The organism is Rhodosalinus sp. K401, assembly GCF_041365735.1.
Lineage (GTDB): Bacteria > Pseudomonadota > Alphaproteobacteria > Rhodobacterales > Rhodobacteraceae > Rhodosalinus.
In genome coordinates this window covers 229,778-248,316 of the sequence record NZ_JBGFSI010000002.1, presented here as the reverse complement: position 1 = coordinate 248,316, position 18,539 = coordinate 229,778, and the positions used below count along the sequence as shown (strand labels likewise).

Here is an 18,539-nt window from a genome sequence, read left to right as displayed (position 1 = left end):
CTCCGCTCCTACTCTGGGTCGAGCCGCTTTTCACAAGCCCGGGAAGGCCCGTCAATGCACCGCGCCCGCCAGTTCGCTGCCGCGCTCGCCGCACTCGCCCTCGTGGCCCTGCCCGGCCCGGCCGCCGCGCTCGGGCTTCTGCGCGACAGCGACGTCGAACGCTCGCTCTCCCAGCTGGCGGCGCCCGTGATCCAAGCCGCGGGGCTGAGCCCGTCGCAGGTGCGTGTGCTGGTGGTGGATGACGGATCGCTCAACGCCTTCATCGTGGATAACCGCCACATATTCATCAATTACGGGCTGATCCTGAAGCTCGACAGCCCCGCGCAGCTTCAGGCGGTGATCGCGCACGAGGCCGCGCATATCGCCAACGGGCACATCACCCGGCGGATGACGAACATGCGGGCGATGACGACGGCGGCGGGGCTCGGCACCGCGCTCGCCGCGATGGCGGCCGCGGCGGGCGCCGACGGATCGGCCGCCGCCGGCGTGGCGATGGGCGCGGCAAGCTCGGCCATGCGGCGCTTCCTGACCCATACGCGGGCCGAGGAAGCCTCGGCCGACCGCTCCTCCATCCGGTATCTCGTGCGCGCGGGCGTCGATCCGCGCGGGGCGGTGGAGGTGATGAAGCTCTTTTCCGGGCAGGAGGTTCTCACCACCGCGCGGCAGGATCCCTACGCGCGCACGCATCCGCTGTCGCGCGACAGGCTGCGCGCGCTCGACTCCTACGCCGCCGCCCATGGCGGCAAGACCACCCCCGACCCCGCGGCGATCTACTGGCACGATCGCGCGCGCGGCAAGCTCTCGGCGTTCCTGCGCGCCCCGAAATGGACGATGCGCCGCGCCCCGGACAGCGTGTCGCAGGACATCCGGCTCATGCGCGAGGCGGTGGCCCATCACCGCCGCTCGGACACGGGGCGCGCGGTGCGCGCCATCGACGCCGCGCTCGCCCTGCGGCCCGGCGACGCGGGCTACATGGACCTCAAGGGGCAGATCCTGCTCGAAAGCCGGAATTTCGCCGCCGCGGTGCAAGCCTACGGCGCGGCGGCCAACGCGGCGCCCGGCGACGCACTGATCCTCGCAGGCTACGGCCGCGCGCTTCTGGCCGCAGGCCGGCCCGGCGAGGCGCTGACCGCGCTCGAACGCGCCCGCACGATCGATTTTCGCAATGGTCGGATGCTCCGCGACCTCGCACAGGCCTACGCCCAGACCGGACAGGTCGCCATGGCCTCGGTGGCCACGGCGGAACGCTACGCGCTGCAAGGGCGCATGGAGGACGCGAAACTGCACGCCGAGCGCGCGCTCGCCCGCCTGCCCCGCGGGAGCGGGGGTTGGCAGCGCGCGCAGGATGTGTTCAGTGCCGCCGAGCGCGCCCTCTGACGACAGCCGGACAGCCAACACGGGAGACCGCCACTATGACCGCCCCCCGCCTCGTTTCCGCGGCGCTCGCCGCAACGCTCGCCTTCGCCGCGCCGGCCGGCGCGCTCGACGTCACTCAGATGACCGACGCGGAGCGCGAGGCGTTCCGCGCCGAGGTGCGCGCCTACCTGCTCGAGAACCCCGAGGTGATCATGGAAGCGGTGGCCGTGCTGGAAGAGCGTGACGCCGCCGCGCAGGCCGCCGCCGACACCGAGCTGGTGCAGACCTACGCCGAGGAGATCTTCGACGACGGCTATTCCTGGGTGGGTGGCAATCCCGACGGGGACGTGACGCTGGTGGAGTTCATCGACTACCGCTGCAGCTATTGCCGCCGCGCCCATGAGGACGTGAACGAACTGGTCGAAACCGACGGCAACATCCGGCTCGTGATCAAGGAGTTCCCGATCCTCGGACCGGACTCGCTGGCCTCGTCGCGTTTCGCGGTGGCGGTCAAGCAGGTGGCCGGCGACGACGCCTACCACCTGGCCAAGGAGGCGCTGATCGAGATGACGGGCGAGGCCAACGAAACGACGCTCGCCCGGCTGGCCGAGACGCTGGGCCTCGATGCCGACGCGATCCTCGTGCAGATGGAAAGCGACGAGGTGACGGCAGTTCTGGCCGAGACCCGCGCCCTCGCCCAGCGCCTCGGCATCAACGGGACACCCACCTTCGTGCTGCCCGATCGCATGCTGCGCGGCTACGTCCCGCTGGAGGGCATGCGCGAGATCGTGGCCGATGTGCGCGACGCGGGCTAGCGCGGCGCTCCTCGCAGCGGCGCTCGGCCTTGCGGGCGGCGCCCAGGCCGCGGGCCTCGACCTGACCCCGGACGAGCGCGCGGCCTTCGGCGCCGAGGTCCGTGCACTGCTGCTCGGGGAACCGGACATCGTGGACCGCGCCCTGGGCGCGCTTTCCCCGGCGCCGGACTACGCCGACGAGATCGCCCGTGACACCGCGCTTCTGGACGCAGAGCGCGACGCGCTTGCCGCGGATTCGGGCGACTGGAGCGAGGGCCCGGAGGACGGCACCCCCCTTGTCGTCTTCCTGCCGCCGGCCTGCACGCAGTGCCAGCCGCTGCTGGCAGAGCTTCGCGCGCTCGGGGCACGGCGTGGCGACACGCGGCTTGTCGTGAAGGACATGCCGGGCACCGAAGACGGCGGGCAGTCGGCCGCGCGGTTCCTGACCGCCGTCCTCGACGAGGTCGGCCCGGACGCCTGGCTCGAGGCGCGCGAGGGCCTTGCCGCGCTGCCCGAACCCGCCAATCCGGCAACACTGGAACTTTTCGCCCAGACCATGGCCTGGCCCGCCGGGAAGGTCGTGCAGAAAATGCACGCCCCCACCACGACCGCGCGGCTGGACCGGGTCCGCGACCTGGCCGGCCGCCTGGGCATCGACATCGCCCCGTCCTTCGTGGTGGGCGGCATTCTCGTGCGCGGAAACGTGCCCGCGGCCATATTGGAGCGCTATCTCGACCGCAGCGCCGACTGAGGCCTGCGCTACTCGGCCGCCTGTGTCGCCGCGTCGGCCTCGAGTTCGGCGGCTTTCTTCTCCACCTGCTCGACGATGTGCTCGATCATCTCGTCGTTCGACATCCGGTGGCTCTGCTTGCCGGCAAGGTAGACCATGCCGTGGCCGGCCCCTCCGCCGGTGAAGCCCACATCCGTCATCAGCGCCTCGCCCGGGCCGTTGACCACGCAGCCGATGATCGACAGGCTCATCGGCGTCTTGATGTGCTCGAGCCGCTTCTCGAGGATCTCCACCGTCCGGATCACGTCGAAGCCCTGCCGCGCGCAGGACGGGCAGGAGATGACGTTGACGCCCCGGTGTCGCAGGCCCAGCGATTTCAGGATCTCGTAGCCCACGCGGATCTCTTCCACGGGATCGGCCGAGAGCGACACGCGGATCGTGTCGCCGATCCCCATCCAGAGCAGGTTGCCAAGGCCGATCGCGGACTTGATCGTGCCGGACATGAGCCCCCCCGCCTCGGTGATGCCGAGGTGGATCGGCGCGTCCGTGGCCTCCGCGATGCCCTGGTAGGCTGCGGCGGCAAGGAACACGTCCGAGGCCTTAACGCTGATCTTGAATTCGTGAAAGTCGTTGTCCTGCAGGATCCGGATATGGTCGAGGCCCGACTCGACCATCGCCTCCGGGCAGGGTTCCGCGTATTTGTCGAGCAGGTGCTTTTCCAGGCTTCCGGCATTCACGCCGATGCGGATCGCACAGCCGTGGTCGCGGGCGGCGCTTATGACCTCGCGCACCCGCGCCTCGGATCCGATGTTGCCGGGGTTGATGCGCAGGCAGGCGGCGCCCGCCTCGGCCGCCTCGATCCCGCGCTTGTAGTGGAAATGGATATCGGCAACGATCGGCACCGGGCTTTCGCGCACGATCTCCCGCAGCGCGCGGGCCGACGCTTCGTCGGGCACCGAAACGCGCATGATATCGGCGCCGGCCTCCGCGCAGGCCTGAATCTGCGCGACGGTGGCGGCGACATCCGTGGTGGCCGTGTTCGTCATGCTTTGCACCGAGATCGGCGCATCGCCGCCCACCGGCACCGATCCCACATGGATCTTGCGGCAGTCCCTGCGGTAGATGTTGCGCCACGGGCGGACGTGATTGAGGGTCATGGCGGCCTTTCCGTCGCGTGCCTTGTCGCCCCGAAAATAGGCCGCAGCGCCCCTCGGCGCAATGCGTGCGCTACTCCGACGCGCCGGAGATTTCGCGCGCCTCCGCCATCGCGACGACCTTGGCAAGCTCGGGGTCTTCGCCGAAATCGGCAAGCGCGTAGCCTTGCATCAGCGCGTCCACGGACAGCGCCACGTCGCGGATCGTCGACGTGCCCTGCCCCGCCGGGCCGTAAAGCTCTCCGTTCACCTCGAAGTAGAGCGACCCCGACATCCCGGCACGCAGCGTCGGCGCGCCTTCGGTGCGCGGCAGCGTGTAGGCTTCGCCCGCATCGAGGATCTTCTCGAAGATGACCGAGCCGTCGGCGCCGCGCACGCGGATCCACGCCGGACGCACGGCGAGGATCTTCACCTCGGGCGCCTCGGCCTCCACCACCTGGGGCATCTCGGCGGCGGTGGTGGCCGCGCGTTCGGGAACGGCCGGCGAGGCCAGGTCGAGGCCCGACGGCGCGGCGGGCCGGTCCGCGCGCGCGAAGGCCCCCGTGGTCTCGGGATCGAGCGTCGAGATCGGCGCGTCGCGCGCGATCATCACCGGCACGTCGAGCGCCTGGGGCCGGTAAAGGCGCTCCAGCGCCTCGGTGGACAGCGACGGGCCGTCCGGCTCGGATGATCCCGCCCCGTCGAGCGGGTCGAGCTCGGCGAGCACCACCGGCGTCTGGTCCACCGGCGACAGCTGCACACGCTGGATCTCGCGCAGGACCGACCAGCCCCCGAACCCGATCGCGCCGACCAGTGCGGCAAGCACCACGAGCGAGCCGACGGCCCCGGGCTCCACCCTTGAAAACAGGCTTTCGCTGCGCGGGATGAAGGGCGTGGCGGGTTGCACGAAGGGGTCGCGCGCCCCGCCCGACGTCGTCGCGGGCTTGCCGCGGCGGGTCGGTTTCCGAACGCTCGAGGCGTCCTTCGACATGCCATGGGCGGGAGAGAACCCGCTTTCGGCACAGAACTCGGCGAAGGCCCGGTCGGGGTCCATGCCGAGATAGCGGGCATAGGAGCGCACATAGCCCGCGATGAAACCGGGCGTGTCGAAGGCGGAAGGGTCGGAATTCTCGATCGCGGCGATGTAGCTCGCCCTGATGCGCAATTCGCGCTGCACGTCCAGAAGCGACTTGCCGAGGGTGGCGCGCTCCCCGCGCATCACGTCGCCAAGACGCAGATCGAAATCGTCGAAGCGCTTGGGCTTCGCCACGGGCTGCGCGTCAGCTCGGGATGGCTTGCGCCGGATCATGCCTGCTGCCTCTGCTCCGTTGGGTCACGGGCCTGCCGCGATTCGGACCCTTCTTTGATTGCAGAAGGTTACCACAGAGGAAACAGCCGGACAGACGAAACCCGTTCAGGCGGACTTCTCGGCGCGATTCAGCGCACAATGCGACCACAAATCGTCCATCGCGCTTACCAGCCGGTCCATCTCGTCCGGGCCGTGCACCGGCGAGGGCGTGAAGCGCAGCCGCTCGGTTCCGCGCGGCACGGTGGGGAAGTTGATCGGCTGGCAGTAGATCCCGTAATCCTCGAGCAGCATGTCGGAGATGCGCTTGCAGTGGACCGGGTCGCCCACGATCACGGGCACGATGTGGCTTCCATGATCGATGATCGGCAGCCCGAGCGCCTTGAGCCGCGTCTTGAGAATCCGTGCCTGGGTCTGGTGCTTCTCGCGCCGCGCCCGGTCCGTCTTCAGATGCGCGACACTGGCCGCGGCGCCGGCCGCGACGGCCGGCGGCAGCGAGGTCGTGAAGATAAACCCCGGCGCGTAAGACCTTATGGCGTCGCACATCTTCGCGCTCGCCGCGACGTAGCCGCCCATCACGCCGTAGGCCTTCGCCAGCGTGCCGTTGATGATGTCGATCCGGTGCATGAGCCCGTCGCGCTCTGCCACGCCGGCCCCGCGCGGGCCGTACATGCCCACCGCGTGCACCTCGTCGATGTAGGTCAGCGCGTTGAACTCGTCGGCCAGATCGCAAAGCGCCGCGATCGGGCCGAAATCGCCATCCATGGAATAGATCGATTCGAACGCGATGAGCTTGGGCGCGTCCGGATCGTCGGCCTCCAGCAATTCGCGCAGATGCGCCACGTCGTTGTGCCGGAAAACGCGCTTGGCGCCGCCGTTGCGCCGGATCCCCTCGATCATCGAGGCATGATTGAGTTCGTCGGAATAGATGATGAGCCCGGGGAACAGCTTCGGCAGGGTGGACAGCGTGGCGTCGTTCGCGATGTAGGCCGAGGTGAAGAGAAGCGCCGCTTCCTTGCCGTGCAGATCCGCCAGTTCGGCCTCGAGCCGCTTGTGATAGACCGTGGTACCGGAGATGTTGCGCGTTCCGCCCGAGCCCGCGCCGGTGCACTCGATCGCCTCGTGCATGGCGGCGAGCACCGCCGGGTGCTGGCCCATGCCGAGGTAGTCGTTGCCGCACCAGACCGTGATCGGACACGTCTCGCCGTCCGGGCGGCGCCAGGTGGCATGCGGAAACGAACCGCGCCTGCGCTCGATGTCGATGAAGGTCCTGTAGCGGCCCTCGTCATGCAGGCGCTGGATCGCTTGGTCGAGTTTGGCGGTGTAGTCCAACGTCACTCCCCCCGGTTTGCTGGCAGCGGGGTCGGCCCCAACATATTCAACAATTCACGGATATAACCGTGAACGGCGTCTTGCAACACGTTACGCGGCGCGGTCCTTGGGGCTCATTGATCCAGATCAACCGCCTTGCTGGACAGCGCATGACGCAATGATAGTGTGCGCCCTGACGCTCGACAGGAGATCCCAGACATGCGCGACACCACGACGCTGGACCCGGTTCTGAACCGCCTCGACGCGGGGCTCGACGCATCGCTGGAACGGCTGATGGCGCTGATGCGGATACAGTCGATCTCCACCGATCCGGACTACGCGGCGCGGTGCCGCGAGGCCGCGCAATGGCTTGTCGAGGATCTGCAAGGGCTCGGCGCCGAGGCCCGGCTTGCCGAGACGCCGGGCCATCCGATGGTGGTGGGACACATCGGCGAGGGCGGCCCGCACCTTCTGTTCTACGGCCATTACGACGTGCAGCCCGTCGACCCCCTTGAGCTGTGGGACCGCGACCCGTTCGATCCGGCGATCGAGGAGACCGATCAGGGCCGGGTGATCCGCGGGCGCGGCGCCTCGGACGACAAGGGTCAGCTCATGACCTTCGTGGAGGCGTGCCGCGCCTGGATCGCCGAGAACGGGGCCCTGCCCTACCGCGTGACCTTCTTCTTCGAGGGCGAGGAGGAATCGGGCTCGCCCTCGCTGATCCCGTTCCTGCGGGAGAACGCCGCGGAACTGACCGCGGACCTCGCGCTGATCTGCGACACCGGCATGTATGACCGCGAGACGCCGTCGATCGCCACGCAATTGCGGGGCATGTTGCGCGAAGAGGTCGTGATCCGCGGCGCCTCGCGCGACCTGCACTCGGGCCTCTACGGCGGGCTGGCCGTCAACCCGATCCACGTGCTGTCGCGCGTCCTTGCCGGGCTGCACGACGAAACCGGGCGCGTCACCCTGCCGGGCTTCTACGATGGCGTGCCCGAAACGCCCCCCGAGGTGATGGAGCAGTGGGCCGGGCTCGGCTTCGACACCGCCGCGTTCCTCGGCAAGGTGGGCCTGTCGCACGGCGCCGGCGAGCAGGACCGCACCCCGATCGAGCGGCTCTGGGCGCGCCCCACGGCCGAGGTGAACGGCATCTCCGGCGGCTACGCCGGCGCGGGATTCAAGACCGTGCTGCCCGCGGAGGCGCGCGCCAAGGTCAGCTTCCGCCTAGTCGGAACCCAGGATCCCGAGGCGATCCACGAAAGCTTCGTGGCCTATGTGGAAAGCCTGCTGCCGCCGGACTGCACCGCCGAGTTCCCCATGGGCGACGGCGCGCCCGCCTGCCGCATGGACACAACCCGCCCCGAATTCGAGGCCGCGCGCGCCGCGCTGTCGGACGAGTGGCCGCAGCCCGCGGTCTTCGCCGGCATGGGCGGCTCGATCCCGGTCGCCGGCTACTTCAAGGAGATCCTCGGCATGGACGCGATGCTCGTCGGCTTCGCCCATGACGACGACCGGATCCACTCGCCCAACGAGAAATACGACCTCGAAAGCTTTCACAAGGGCGCGCGGAGCTGGGCGCGCATCCTGCACGCGCTGGCCGACGCCGGCGCATGATCCCGGGCTTCTCCGCGCATGTCTTCACGCAGGGCGGCGTGGACATCGCCTACGAGACGGGCGGCGACGGCCCGCCGCTTCTGCTCCTGCACGGCTTTCCGCAGACCCGCGCGATGTGGGCGCGGATCGCGCCGCGGCTTGCCGAGACCCACACGGTGGTCTGCCCCGACCTTCGCGGCTACGGCGCCTCCTCGAAACCGCGGGGCGCGGAGAACTACAGCTTCCGGGCGATGGGGGCGGACCAGCTCTCGCTGATGGCGCATCTGGGCTTCCACCGCTTCCACCTCGCCGGCCATGACCGGGGCGGGCGCACGGCGCACCGCATGGCGCTCGACGCGCCGGAGCGGGTGGCGAGCCTCGCGCTCATGGACATCGTGCCCACGCATCACCTGCTCACATGCCTCACGCACGAGGTGGCGCGGGCCTATTATCACTGGTTCTTCCTCGCCCAGCCGCACCCCTTCCCCGAGCGGATGATCGAGGCCGACCCGGACGCCTTCTACGAGCGGTGTCTGCTGGGCTTCGGCAAGGCCGCGCTTTCCGATTTCGCGCCGGACCAGCTTGCGGCCTACCGCGCGGCCTGGCGCGACCCGGAGGCCATCCGCGCGATGTGCGACGACTACCGCGCCGCGCTCGATCACGATCTCGCCCTCGACGACGCCGATCTGGACCGGCGGGTCGCCTGCCCCACCCTCGTGCTCTGGGGCGCGCAGGGCGCCATGGCGGCGGCCTACGACGTGCCCGGCACCTGGGCCGGCCGGCTGGCGCGGATGGAGGCCCGGCCGATGCCGGGCGGGCACTTCTTCCCCGACCAGCACCCTGACGCGACCGCCGAGGCGCTTGGCGCATTCCTCGCGTCGCTCAGCCTTTCGGCCTGACGGCCGTCCAGCCCTTTGCCATCAAGAGGACCCAGGGCGCCCCGTGCAGCGCGAGGTCCAGGATATCGATGGGCCGGGTGAGCGTGCCCGCGCCCAGCATGCGAAGCTTTTCGACGAGATGGGGTTCCGGCGTGAAGGGCGCGAGGCCGAGCGTCAGCGCCAGGATCACCGCGACGCTCCATGGCACCTGATCGAGAAGCGCGCGCATCGGTCTTCCGGAGCGTCCCGTGCTTGGGGAAGGTGTGGCGCGGTTGACGGGGCTCGAACCCGCGACCCCCGGCGTGACAGGCCGGTACTCTAACCAACTGAGCTACAACCGCGCATGGGGTGGACGGATCCACCGGGATGCCCTCCGGGCCGGTTCGGCGGCGATGGCGCGGTTGACGGGGCTCGAACCCGCGACCCCCGGCGTGACAGGCCGGTACTCTAACCAACTGAGCTACAACCGCATGCCGCCTGCCCGGTTGCCCGGGCGTGGGGCGGGTTCTATGCGCGGCCCTCGGTCGCGTCAAGCGCATTTGGCGCAGTTTGAGGCCGGGACATCGCGGCGGCGACGCGATCGCCCCTCTGCCGAGACCGCCGCCCTCGGCGCCGCAAGCGCGGCATCCTGCGCCGGGCCTCGCATCGCGGCATTGCGGCGGGGCCGGTCGGGCGCGAAAGGCGCCCGCGAATGTCGGCGATTTCCCCGGCGCGCGGTATGGGGCATAGATCGCGCAGAGCACACCCGACCGCGAAAGGACATCCCGTGGACGCAGCCGCCTTCTGGGACCGCGCCGCCGAGGCCTACGCCCGCCGCAGGATTTCCGACCCCGGCGCCTACGAAGCCGCCCTCGCGCGCGTGAAATCCCGCCTCCGGCCGGAAGACCGGGTGCTCGAGCTGGGCTGCGGGACAGGCTCGACCGCGCTTCGCCTTGCCCCCTGCGTGGCCACCTATGTCGGCACCGACCTCTCCGGCGCGATGATCGCGATCGCCGAGGAGAAACGCCGGACCTCGGCCCAGGGCAACCTGATCTTCCGCCAGGCCGGGGTCGCCCGCGCGGCCGCCCCCGGGGAAGACGTCGATGCGGTGCTCGCCTTCAACCTGCTGCACCTGCTGCCGGACCTGGCCAAAGGGCTGGGCTCCATGCGCGACGTCTTGCGCCCGGGCGGGGTCTTCATCTCCAAGACCCCGGCGATCGGCGAGAAATGGCGCTATCGCCCCGTGGTCGCGGCGATGCGGGCGTTGGGCAAGCTCCCTGCCATGAGCCTGCTGAAGGTGGCGCAAATCGACCGGGCCATCGCGGAGGCCGGGTTCGAGATCCTCGAGACCGACCTGCTTCCGCCCTCGCTTCCCTCGCGCTTCGTCGTCGCCCGCAAACGGTGACAGCGCTTCCCGCATTTTGCGGGCGGGCGCCTCGGCCTGCGTCACGGACAGTGGCGGCACACCACCCGGTACCTTCATCTTTCCAAGCGTGTCGCGACCGATCCCTTCGGTAGCCGGAGGCGCTGAACCCCCGATCGCTGCGTCGTCCGTCTTCGCGTCCGTGCCGATCCCCGGTCTCGGGACGGCTTCAAGCGCGCCTTACCCACGACGCGTTGCTGGCTGGAAAGGCGGCGACACGCATGGAGCATCGAAGGGCCCCGCGCGCGGAAGGCGGTCCCCCGAAAGCGGGACGAGGAAGGCAGGCCCGCAGGATCAACGGGCGGAGAAATCCATGAAGGCCGTCCGCACGGCCATCGAGGTCCCGGCATGTCACTGTTGCTGGATGCTCGACGGGCTGTTCGAACTCCAGAAACATCGGTCGAAATCGACATATTTCAGCATGTCTTCGGTTCTTCCCACCGCGACGATACGCGAGCAGCCCTCCATCGCGTCGAAATCTTCGAACGCGGACACCACACCGGTCCGGTCTGCAAGGGCGCCGTGAACGCAAAGCTGTTCGCCGGGCGCCAGTTTCCGAACGCGCCGTCCGGCCTCCGGCGCTTCTACCGCGAAGACATGGGGCTGCGCGCTGGCATTGCGGACACACAAGGTGCTGGGGCCCGCCGTCGACTGATTCGAGGCCGCCACGCCCGGCAGGGCGACAAGGCTCAGTATGGCGATAGACTTACGGAACACAGCGCAAGCGTGTCCCCGCACCACCGGCTCGGTCAATTCCTGAATGATCACGTTCTCCCCACGGTCGGATCAGTCGATCGTGACCCTGCGATCCCGGGATCCGGGTTAACCTATGGGTGAAATGGGAGGAGGTTTCAGATGACCCTAAGACATACCGCGAAAGGCGGCCTGGCCGCTCTGGCGTTGAGCGCGGGGAGCGCGACCGCCCAGGAGGCGCCTTTCGGAACCGACGCGGATACCGGTTACGCGGCCGAATTGTGGGCCGCGATGGAGGATATGAACCTCGCCGGGGAAGGCATGCTGCGCAGTTTCCCTTACCAGGGCGTCGCACCGCATGGCATGATGCTGGAGACGCTCTATACCACAGCCACGATCGACGGACATTCCGGCGATCTGGTGATCAAGCGCAATTACGGTCCCGAAGGCGTCGGGATCGCCGACGTGCTGAGCGACCCCGACACGCATCTCGCCGCGGTCACGGTGATGTTCCGCCGCGAGGCGGGATATGATCCGGACAACGCCGACTGGTTCTGGGCGAAGTACCTGCCCGACGGATCGCTCGACAGGAACCCGAAGGGCATGCGCCTCGCGGGCAGGGTCGCGAAGGGCACGAACGCCGGCTGCATCGCGTGCCATTCCGGCGCTGGCGACGACATGCTTTTCACGACAGATCATCTGGGCTCCGACTGAGACCCGGTGGTCCTCGTCCGCGGCCTCGCGTGACCGTGAAACGGGACTTCCGCGACGGGCAGGCGTGACAGAGGTGCGAAGATGTCATGCGCCGGGGGCGGACCGCCCCCCGCACGCTTGGGCAAGACAGGTTGCCGTATCTCCACCCCGGTCGCGTTCCCCCGCTGGAAGGTCCCGTCCCGGCGCCCGATCCCGGCCGGCGGAGGATGAGTGATGCAAACCATCCGGCCCGTGCACATCGCTGAAAGCGGCCGCGCGACGGCCGGACGGCCGGTTGAGCCGGCGCCACGGAGATGCAGGTGACCGCGTGGTTCGACGCGTTGCTCGATCGTGCCGGTCGCGGCATCGCCCGACGGCTGGAGCAGCCCAGTTCCGGTTACGTGCCCTTCACGCCCTCGGATTTCGAGACCCTGCAAAACACGCTGCGGCCCGCCGACATTCTCCTGATCGAGGGACGGCAGCGTGTCTCGGCCGCGATAAAGTACCTGACGCAGTCAACCTGGTCCCACGCCGCGATGTTCGTCGGGGATCGCACCGTTGGAGGATCCGGCTCCGAGGAATCCCATCGCCTGGTCGAGGTCAATCTGGGGGAGGGCTGTGTCTCTTCTCCGCTGAGCAAGTACGCCACGTTCAACACCCGGATATGCCGGCCCGTCGGCCTGAGTGAGGAGGACGCATGCGCGGTGGTCGACTTCATGACATGCCGGATCGGCCTGCGCTACGACATGCGCAACATCGTGGATCTCGCGCGGTACCTGCTGCCCACGCCGCCCGTGCCCGTGCGCTGGCGGCGGCGCATGCTGGCGCTCGGCTCCGGCGATCCGACCCGCGCGATCTGCTCATCTCTGATCGCCCAGGCTTTCCAATCGGTGCGCTACCCGATCCTGCCCGACATCCGGACGGTCGAGGCACGCTCGGGCTCTCGATACGCGCGGCGGGAGATCCTCCACGTCCGGCATCATTCGCTCTTCGTGCCGCGGGATTTCGATCTCTCGCCCTACTTCGAGATCGTGAAGCCGCACCTCGTTTCCGGATTCGACCATCGCAGTCTCGACTGGGCCGATCTGCCGACGGCCGATACCCGGGACGAGGCGCCTCGCTCGTGAACGTGGAATACCCGCGCGAGCCGAACTCGCGTCTTCCACCCGCGCCTCGAGGTCGAGCTTCGATGGTGAATGTTCCGGGCGGCAAGGGCGGCCGGCCTCCTTCATGCCGAAAACCGAAACCTCGGCGAAAAGCGACAGCCCTTGTATGCGATGCTGCGAATGCCCAGCTATGTGAAGCCTGTGTTTTTCGCTTCGAACCGCTGCTTCCGTTCATCCGGCTCTCAGTCGATCGATTCAGTCTGACTCTGCCGGGCTGCCGCATTCCGCGGGCAGCACTTGAACAGGAGACAACGGACATGGCCAATGGCACCGTGAAATGGTTCAACGCCACCAAAGGCTTCGGATTCATCGAACCGGGGTCCGGCGGCAAGGACGTCTTCGTCCACATCTCTGCCGTCGAACGCGCCGGCCTCACCGGTCTCGCGGACGCCCAGAAGGTGACCTTCGACGTCGAAACCGGCCGCGATGGCCGCGAGAGCGCGACCAACATCGCGCTTGCCTGACCCGGTGGTCCCGGGCGCCCCGATGGGCGCCCGGTCTCGTCATCATCCTCGCACAAGCACCAGGAGTACGCCGGTTTGAAGCCGCAACAGTGGACCCGTGTCCTCACGAAGTATCGCGAACCCATCCCCGCCCGCAGCCTTTTCGAGTTGTCCGTGACGCTTCTGCCCTTCCTGGCGATCTGGGCGCTCGCCTGGTGGGCCCTGTCGATCAGTCCCGTTCTCTCCGTCGCGCTGGCCATGGTGAACGCCGGCTTTCTCGTCCGAACCTTCATGATCCAGCACGATTGCGGCCATGGGTCGTTTTTCCGAAACCGGAAACTCGGTGACTGGATCGGAAGGGCCCTCGGGGTTCTGACGCTCACCCCCTATGACGTCTGGCGCAAGACGCACGCGATCCACCACGCCACCACGGGCAACCTCGACCAGCGCGGCACCGGAGACGTCCCGGTTCTGACCGTGACCGAATACCGAAGCAAATCCCGGCTCGGCCGCGTGCTTTATCGTCTTCTTCGGCATCCCCTGGTTATGTTCGGGATCGTGCCCTTCTACACCTTCTTCCTGCAAAACCGACTGCCGGTCGGGTTGATGCGATCGGGATGGCGCTACTGGCTCAGCTCCCAGGCCACGAATGCCGGGATCGGCGGGCTGCTGGCGCTTCTGATCTGGTTTGGCGGGCTGGAGGTCGTGCTGTTCATCTTCGTGCCGACGATGTTGCTGGCTGCGAGCCTGGGCATGTGGATGTTCTACGTGCAGCACCAGTTCGAGGACACGGTCTGGGAACGCCAGGAGGATTGGAACGTGCACGAGGCGGCGCTGCACGGGTCGTCCAATTACATACTGCCGCCGGTCCTGAACTGGCTCACCGGGAATATCGGAGCGCATCACGTGCACCACCTGGCCAGCCGGATACCGTTCTATCGCCTGCCCGAGGTCCTTCGCGACCACGACGACCTCGTCGAGACGCGCCGCCTCACCCTGCGGGAAAGCCTGCGTTGCGCAAGCCTGGCGCTCTGGGACGAAAACGACCGAAAGCTGATTTCCTTCGCCGAGGCCCGGCGACGTCCGTGACGACACCGAAACGGATGCGCCGGTCCGTGACCGACCCGAAACAAGGAGACGACACCCGATGGCACAGTTCAGTTCCGTGGGCCGCACAGGCCAGGCCCCCGATCCCTTCAAGGGCATGACAAAGACCAAGAAAAAAGACGCCAAGCCGAGCGCCCCGCACGAGATCCTGCTCGGAGAGCACAGCCGGTATCAGGTCAAGTCGGGTTGGCTTGCGGGCAAATTCGTCGCACGCGCGTTCCCTAAGCCTCCGACGAAGGCACGCGGCATGATCGCCGAAGCGACCGGCGCGACGGAAGAGGCGGCCATCGCCGCGTTGCAAGACATCCTCGACGCACGGGAAGATCGCAGGACAGGCGAGCGCCGCGAGGATCCCAGAACAGGAATCGCCGTGCCCGGCACGGAAGAATACGTCGAGGCGATCCGGCAAGTCGCGCTCTCACGACCGCAACACGCGATGCTCGCGGCCTTGTCGCTGGCCGGCGAAGACGGGCTGACGGATGGGCGCATGGCAAGCGCCGCGGGGTACAAATCGCAAGCGTCGGCCAACAGATCCTTTCTGGCGGCGGGCCTGCTGATCGCGGAATACCTTTCGGTGAAAGCCGACCCCGACCAGACGTCCGGCGCTTCGGAAGGGGCTGCCCTGCTCGGGTTCAAGGGTGAAACGGAAACCGACGGCGGCACCGGGAACTGGATTCTGCACGAGGAGTTGCGCGAGGCGATCCGGATGACGCTTTGACGCCATCGACCGCCGCGCGGGTGCCCGCGAGGTCGAATGCCGCGCCGCGGACCGAAGAGACGTGCATCCCGGGTGGGATGGCGCCGCGCGGCGCGGAGGTGAGTGCCGTCAGGTCGGCGTGGCAGCCCCGGCGCATGGCAGGCGAAAATGGCAGCCGGGCCGGGGGCGGCGCCGGTCGGGCGTGGAAAAGCTGCGGAAGAGCATTGCACCGCGCATGGCTCAGTCGAAGCGCTTCGGGAAGGCGGTTTCGGAATACACCTTGGCCAGGTCCTGCCGCCGGAAATCGATATGGACGATACGGCGCGTGCGATTGTCGTCGCCGACCCGGCGATAGAAGAATTCCTCGTCGGTGAAATGCCCCTTGCGCATGATCCAGCGGACCATGCTGGCGGTCGTCCCCCTGTAGGGTGCCATGATGTCCACGATCCAGAGGCGGTCGCCCGCGTTCCAGTCCTCGGGCGTCAGTTGCTCGCCGGTGATGAGGCGGCGTTCGCCTCCGGCGCCGAGCCACGCCCAGGTGTAGAGCCCGCGTGCCACGCCGTCGAAACGGAACAGCCGGAACTGGCCCAGCAGAAGTGGCGGCTCTATGTAGCTGCGCAGTTGCGCGACCGGCATCCTCGCATGCCGCGCACTTCGAAAGGCCAGGAAGATCATGTCCCCGTAGGCGCGCAGGCGTTCGGGCCCGGGGCTCTCGACATCCGGCAGGGTGCGACCGAGGGAATCGCGCCGCGCGATCACGGGGCGCCCTTTTCATCCACGACGCCGCCATGCGCCTGCAGGAACGCGCCTTCCCACGGGCGCAGGGTCATGCGCGCGGTCGCGATCGCGGTGTTGCCTTCGGCGAGTTCGGGGAAGAGCTTGAACAGTTCCTCGCGCGCCTCGCCCTCGATCCCGCAAAGCGCGTAGTCGCCCGGGTGGAAGCTTTCGGTCGCAAGCCCCTCGGTCAGCATGATCTCGTGGCGATCGAAGAGAACGTGATGGTACTCGACCCATCCGGCCTCGTCCTCCACGCGGATCGTCGTGTCGTTGATCAGCCCCTTGGCGGGCACGAGAACCTCCTGCGCGCCGAAGAAAAGCTCCGCACGCCAGCCGGTCACGAGCACCCGGTGCTGGGGGGAAACGCGCAACTCCCGCGCTGGACGATCGTGTCCGAATGCGCCCGTGGAAATGCGGACCGGACGAAGGGATCGGTCCGCGCGCAGGTCCGCGGCAGAGAAGCGGCGGCATCCAAGCCATCGCACCGGCCGGAAGGGACCGTCCACCGTCCGCACCATGTCACCGACACGCAGGTTCTCGACGGCGACAGGGCCGGCCTCGGTTTCGATCAGGGTGCCGCGCGCGACGCAGATCAGCAGGTTGAGGAAAAGGGTATCGGTGTCGGTGCCCGCGGTGTCGGTGCCGGTGACCGAAATGGCCACCGTCTGGTCCGACCCGGATGCGAAAACCGTGGCGCGGTCGATGGTGAAGGTGAATTCGCCGGTGACGGCATCGAAGCTCAGATTGCCGAACGCTCCGCCGCTGTTGACGGTAAAACTGTACCCGTCGGAGGGTTCGCTGGAGGGGCCGCCCCCGATCGGCACCTCGTCGAAATCGCCGGAGACCGTGGTGATCCCGGTCCCGTTGAGCGTGACGTCGAAGGTCCACGTGTCCAGCCCGCCGGTCCCGCCGCCGGTGGAGCCCGTGACCTCGCTGATGTTATAGCCCACTGGTCCGTCCCGCTTCCTGCCCTCGGGCTCTTTCCGACCCGCGGTATTAGAAGCCAGCACCCAGGCCTGTGTCGATGGTTCGTGGACGACACGCCGTCCTTCGGCGGAAAACGTGACATTGGCGCAGCGCCACGAAGCGGGAGGCTCAAACCGGATAGGGCTGCCCGCGGCCACGACCGCGCCCTGCCCTCGGTCTCGCCCGGAGCGACCCGATCTGCCTCGCGCCCTTCCCGGTGATCCGCGTTCGATGCGCGGCGCTTTCGAGACGGCAATCGACGACGGCGGTCACGAAGAGCTCGATCCTCGGCAGTTCGTGCGGAACGTGCCGGGCAGAGCGTCGCCAGTCTCGCCCGGATCGATGCCGCGGCCATGACGAACATGGCGCACCGGAACCGCGTGCAGCGTCTTCAGCCCGGCGCTCTCCTCCTCGGGCGCGTCCGGCAGGAACGGGCGGGCCCTGATCCTTTCCGGCACCTCGACGCGGCTCGCCGACACCCGGGTCCATGGCGAAGCTACCGGTTGAGCGAGAGGTGTCTGTGCGCCGACAACGGGCCGTGGACCTGCCGGCGCGGTCACGGGTCGCGCATGGATCGCGCCGCATGTTCAGCTATGTTCGGTGAGAAGTGGGGGGCGTTCGGTTCTCTCTTGCCGTTGAGAGACCATCGCCTCGAACCTCCGGGTCGTGGTGCGGTCGAGAAGACTCGAACTTCCACGGGTTTTACCCCACAGCGACCTCAACGCTGCGCGTCTACCAATTCCGCCACGACCGCACGTGACCCAGCAGGTGGGGCGGCGTATAGAACAGGCCGCCGGGGATGTGAAGAGCAAATTCCGGCTGCCGCAACGGGAGCGCACATGGTCGAATGGATCACCTCCGACGGGCTTGTCGACTACCGCCGGGCAGAGGCGGAGATGGAAGCGCGCGCCACCGCGATCGCCGAGGGCCGCGCGGCCGAGGCCATCTGGCTGCTCGAGCATCCCCCGCTCTACACCGCCGGCACGAGCGCGCGGCCGGACGATCTGCGCGCGCCCGACCGGTTCCCCGTCCACCCCACGCGGCGCGGCGGGCAGTACACCTATCACGGGCCGGGGCAGAGGGTGGTCTACGTGATGCTGGATGTCGGCCGGCGCGGGCGCGACGTGCGCCGCTTCGTGGCCGCGCTCGAGGCGTGGGTGATCGCCACGCTCGGCCGTTTCAACGTGGAGGGGATGATTCGAGAGGGCCGCGTGGGTGTCTGGGTGCCGCGCCCCGACAAGCCAGCCCTGCCCGACGGCACGCCGCGCGACGACAAGATCGCCGCCATCGGCATCCGGCTGCGGCGCTGGGTCAGCTTCCACGGCATCTCGATCAACGTGGACCCCGAGCTCTCGCATTTCGACGGCATCGTGCCCTGCGGGATCGACGGCCACGGGGTCACGAGCCTCGTGGACCTAGGGCGGCCCGTCACCATGGCGGACCTCGACGCGGCGCTGGCCGAAAGCTTCGCGGAGACGATGGACGCCACCTGAG

Annotated in this window: 20 protein-coding genes and 3 tRNA genes; 12 read left to right on the top strand and 11 right to left on the bottom strand. The window is 68.4% G+C overall.

The annotated features are described in order from the left end of the window. The first annotated feature begins 54 nt into the window (after positions 1-54). From AB6A66_RS03690 to AB6A66_RS03680, 3 genes are read left to right on the top strand one after another with little or no spacing between them, the layout of a single operon-like run. Entirely contained in the window at positions 55-1,377 is a 1,323-nt protein-coding gene (locus tag AB6A66_RS03690) for a M48 family metalloprotease (protein ID WP_371054829.1), read from the top strand. Between the two features lie 35 nt (positions 1,378-1,412). Next, positions 1,413-2,171: a DsbA family protein gene (locus AB6A66_RS03685; protein WP_371054828.1), complete on the top strand. Its 759-nt coding sequence runs from the start codon at positions 1,413-1,415 to the stop codon at positions 2,169-2,171. Further along, positions 2,152-2,901, top strand: a complete 750-nt coding sequence (locus AB6A66_RS03680) for a hypothetical protein (RefSeq protein ID WP_371054827.1) — start codon at positions 2,152-2,154, stop codon at positions 2,899-2,901. Before AB6A66_RS03685 ends, AB6A66_RS03680 begins: the two co-directional genes overlap by 20 nt. Before the next feature lie 8 nt (positions 2,902-2,909). Here AB6A66_RS03680 and ispG read toward each other — a convergent pair whose 3' ends face one another. From ispG to hemA, 3 genes are all read right to left on the bottom strand, one after another. Then, entirely contained in the window at positions 2,910-4,037 is a 1,128-nt protein-coding gene (ispG, locus tag AB6A66_RS03675; RefSeq protein ID WP_371036555.1) for a flavodoxin-dependent (E)-4-hydroxy-3-methylbut-2-enyl-diphosphate synthase, read from the bottom strand. A 70-nt stretch (positions 4,038-4,107) separates the two neighbouring features. Further along, positions 4,108-5,322: a helix-turn-helix domain-containing protein gene (locus AB6A66_RS03670; RefSeq protein ID WP_371054826.1), complete on the bottom strand. Its 1,215-nt coding sequence runs from the start codon at positions 5,320-5,322 to the stop codon at positions 4,108-4,110. Positions 5,323-5,427: 105 nt separating this feature from the next. Next, positions 5,428-6,651, bottom strand: a complete 1,224-nt coding sequence (hemA, locus tag AB6A66_RS03665) for a 5-aminolevulinate synthase (protein WP_371054825.1) — start codon at positions 6,649-6,651, stop codon at positions 5,428-5,430. A gap of 198 nt (positions 6,652-6,849) precedes the next feature. Here hemA and AB6A66_RS03660 point away from each other — a divergent pair, with 198 nt between their 5' ends. Together AB6A66_RS03660 and AB6A66_RS03655 are read left to right on the top strand one after the other, a co-directional pair. Then, positions 6,850-8,244 (top strand): M20/M25/M40 family metallo-hydrolase, encoded by a 1,395-nt coding sequence (locus AB6A66_RS03660; RefSeq protein ID WP_371054824.1) that lies wholly within the window; start codon positions 6,850-6,852, stop codon positions 8,242-8,244. Then, positions 8,241-9,122, top strand: coding sequence for an alpha/beta fold hydrolase (locus tag AB6A66_RS03655; RefSeq protein WP_371054823.1), 882 nt, complete (start codon positions 8,241-8,243; stop codon positions 9,120-9,122). The genes AB6A66_RS03660 and AB6A66_RS03655 overlap by 4 nt, the downstream gene beginning before the upstream one ends. Here the strand turns inward: AB6A66_RS03655 and AB6A66_RS03650 are convergent. The 3 genes from AB6A66_RS03650 to AB6A66_RS03640 form a co-directional block, all read right to left on the bottom strand. Continuing rightward, on the bottom strand, positions 9,106-9,330 hold the full coding sequence (locus AB6A66_RS03650) for an RND transporter (RefSeq protein ID WP_371054822.1): 225 nt from the start codon (positions 9,328-9,330) through the stop codon (positions 9,106-9,108). The genes AB6A66_RS03655 and AB6A66_RS03650 overlap by 17 nt on opposite strands. 35 nt (positions 9,331-9,365) lie before the next feature. Beyond that, a tRNA-Asp gene (locus AB6A66_RS03645) sits at positions 9,366-9,442 on the bottom strand. 52 nt (positions 9,443-9,494) lie between these two features. After that, positions 9,495-9,571: transfer RNA gene (locus AB6A66_RS03640), tRNA-Asp, on the bottom strand. Between the two features lie 296 nt (positions 9,572-9,867). On the opposite strand from AB6A66_RS03640, the gene AB6A66_RS03635 reads away from it, so the two are divergent. Beyond that, the gene (locus AB6A66_RS03635; RefSeq protein WP_371054821.1) at positions 9,868-10,485 is read left to right on the top strand and encodes a class I SAM-dependent methyltransferase; all 618 of its coding nucleotides are present in this window, start codon (positions 9,868-9,870) and stop codon (positions 10,483-10,485) included. 369 nt (positions 10,486-10,854) lie between these two features. On the opposite strand, the gene AB6A66_RS03630 is transcribed toward AB6A66_RS03635, so the two are convergent. Further along, positions 10,855-11,271, bottom strand: coding sequence for a hypothetical protein (locus AB6A66_RS03630; RefSeq protein WP_371054820.1), 417 nt, complete (start codon positions 11,269-11,271; stop codon positions 10,855-10,857). A gap of 87 nt (positions 11,272-11,358) precedes the next feature. On the opposite strand from AB6A66_RS03630, the gene AB6A66_RS03625 reads away from it, so the two are divergent. The 5 genes from AB6A66_RS03625 (at position 11,359) to AB6A66_RS03605 (ending at position 15,323) form a co-directional block, all read left to right on the top strand. After that, entirely contained in the window at positions 11,359-11,910 is a 552-nt protein-coding gene (locus AB6A66_RS03625) for a hypothetical protein (RefSeq protein ID WP_371054819.1), read from the top strand. Positions 11,911-12,209: 299 nt separating this feature from the next. Further along, positions 12,210-13,016 carry a lipo-like protein gene (locus tag AB6A66_RS03620; RefSeq protein ID WP_371054818.1) on the top strand — a complete coding sequence of 269 codons (807 nt, stop codon included), beginning with the start codon at positions 12,210-12,212 and terminating at the stop codon, positions 13,014-13,016. Between the two features lie 296 nt (positions 13,017-13,312). Further along, complete coding sequence (locus AB6A66_RS03615; protein ID WP_371036565.1) at positions 13,313-13,519, top strand: cold-shock protein; 207 nt, start codon at positions 13,313-13,315, stop codon at positions 13,517-13,519. Between the two features lie 75 nt (positions 13,520-13,594). Then, positions 13,595-14,587, top strand: coding sequence for a fatty acid desaturase (locus AB6A66_RS03610; RefSeq protein ID WP_371054817.1), 993 nt, complete (start codon positions 13,595-13,597; stop codon positions 14,585-14,587). A gap of 58 nt (positions 14,588-14,645) precedes the next feature. Then, positions 14,646-15,323 carry a hypothetical protein gene (locus AB6A66_RS03605; RefSeq protein WP_371036567.1) on the top strand — a complete coding sequence of 226 codons (678 nt, stop codon included), beginning with the start codon at positions 14,646-14,648 and terminating at the stop codon, positions 15,321-15,323. A gap of 219 nt (positions 15,324-15,542) precedes the next feature. On the opposite strand, the gene AB6A66_RS03600 is transcribed toward AB6A66_RS03605, so the two are convergent. The 4 genes from AB6A66_RS03600 to AB6A66_RS03585 all read right to left on the bottom strand — a co-directional run bounded on the left by AB6A66_RS03600 (position 15,543) and on the right by AB6A66_RS03585 (position 17,799). After that, the gene (locus AB6A66_RS03600; protein ID WP_371036568.1) at positions 15,543-16,061 is read right to left on the bottom strand and encodes a toxin-activating lysine-acyltransferase; all 519 of its coding nucleotides are present in this window, start codon (positions 16,059-16,061) and stop codon (positions 15,543-15,545) included. Next, positions 16,058-17,029, bottom strand: coding sequence for a Hint domain-containing protein (locus tag AB6A66_RS03595; RefSeq protein ID WP_371054816.1), 972 nt, complete (start codon positions 17,027-17,029; stop codon positions 16,058-16,060). Before AB6A66_RS03595 ends, AB6A66_RS03600 begins: the two co-directional genes overlap by 4 nt. 285 nt (positions 17,030-17,314) lie before the next feature. Then, positions 17,315-17,524: a hypothetical protein gene (locus tag AB6A66_RS03590; protein WP_371054815.1), complete on the bottom strand. Its 210-nt coding sequence runs from the start codon at positions 17,522-17,524 to the stop codon at positions 17,315-17,317. Between the two features lie 188 nt (positions 17,525-17,712). After that, positions 17,713-17,799 (bottom strand) — tRNA-Leu (locus tag AB6A66_RS03585). 58 nt (positions 17,800-17,857) lie between these two features. Between AB6A66_RS03585 and lipB the strand changes: the two genes are divergently transcribed. After that, entirely contained in the window at positions 17,858-18,538 is a 681-nt protein-coding gene (gene lipB, locus AB6A66_RS03580) for a lipoyl(octanoyl) transferase LipB (protein ID WP_371054941.1), read from the top strand. The last annotated feature ends 1 nt before the right edge of the window (position 18,539 follow it).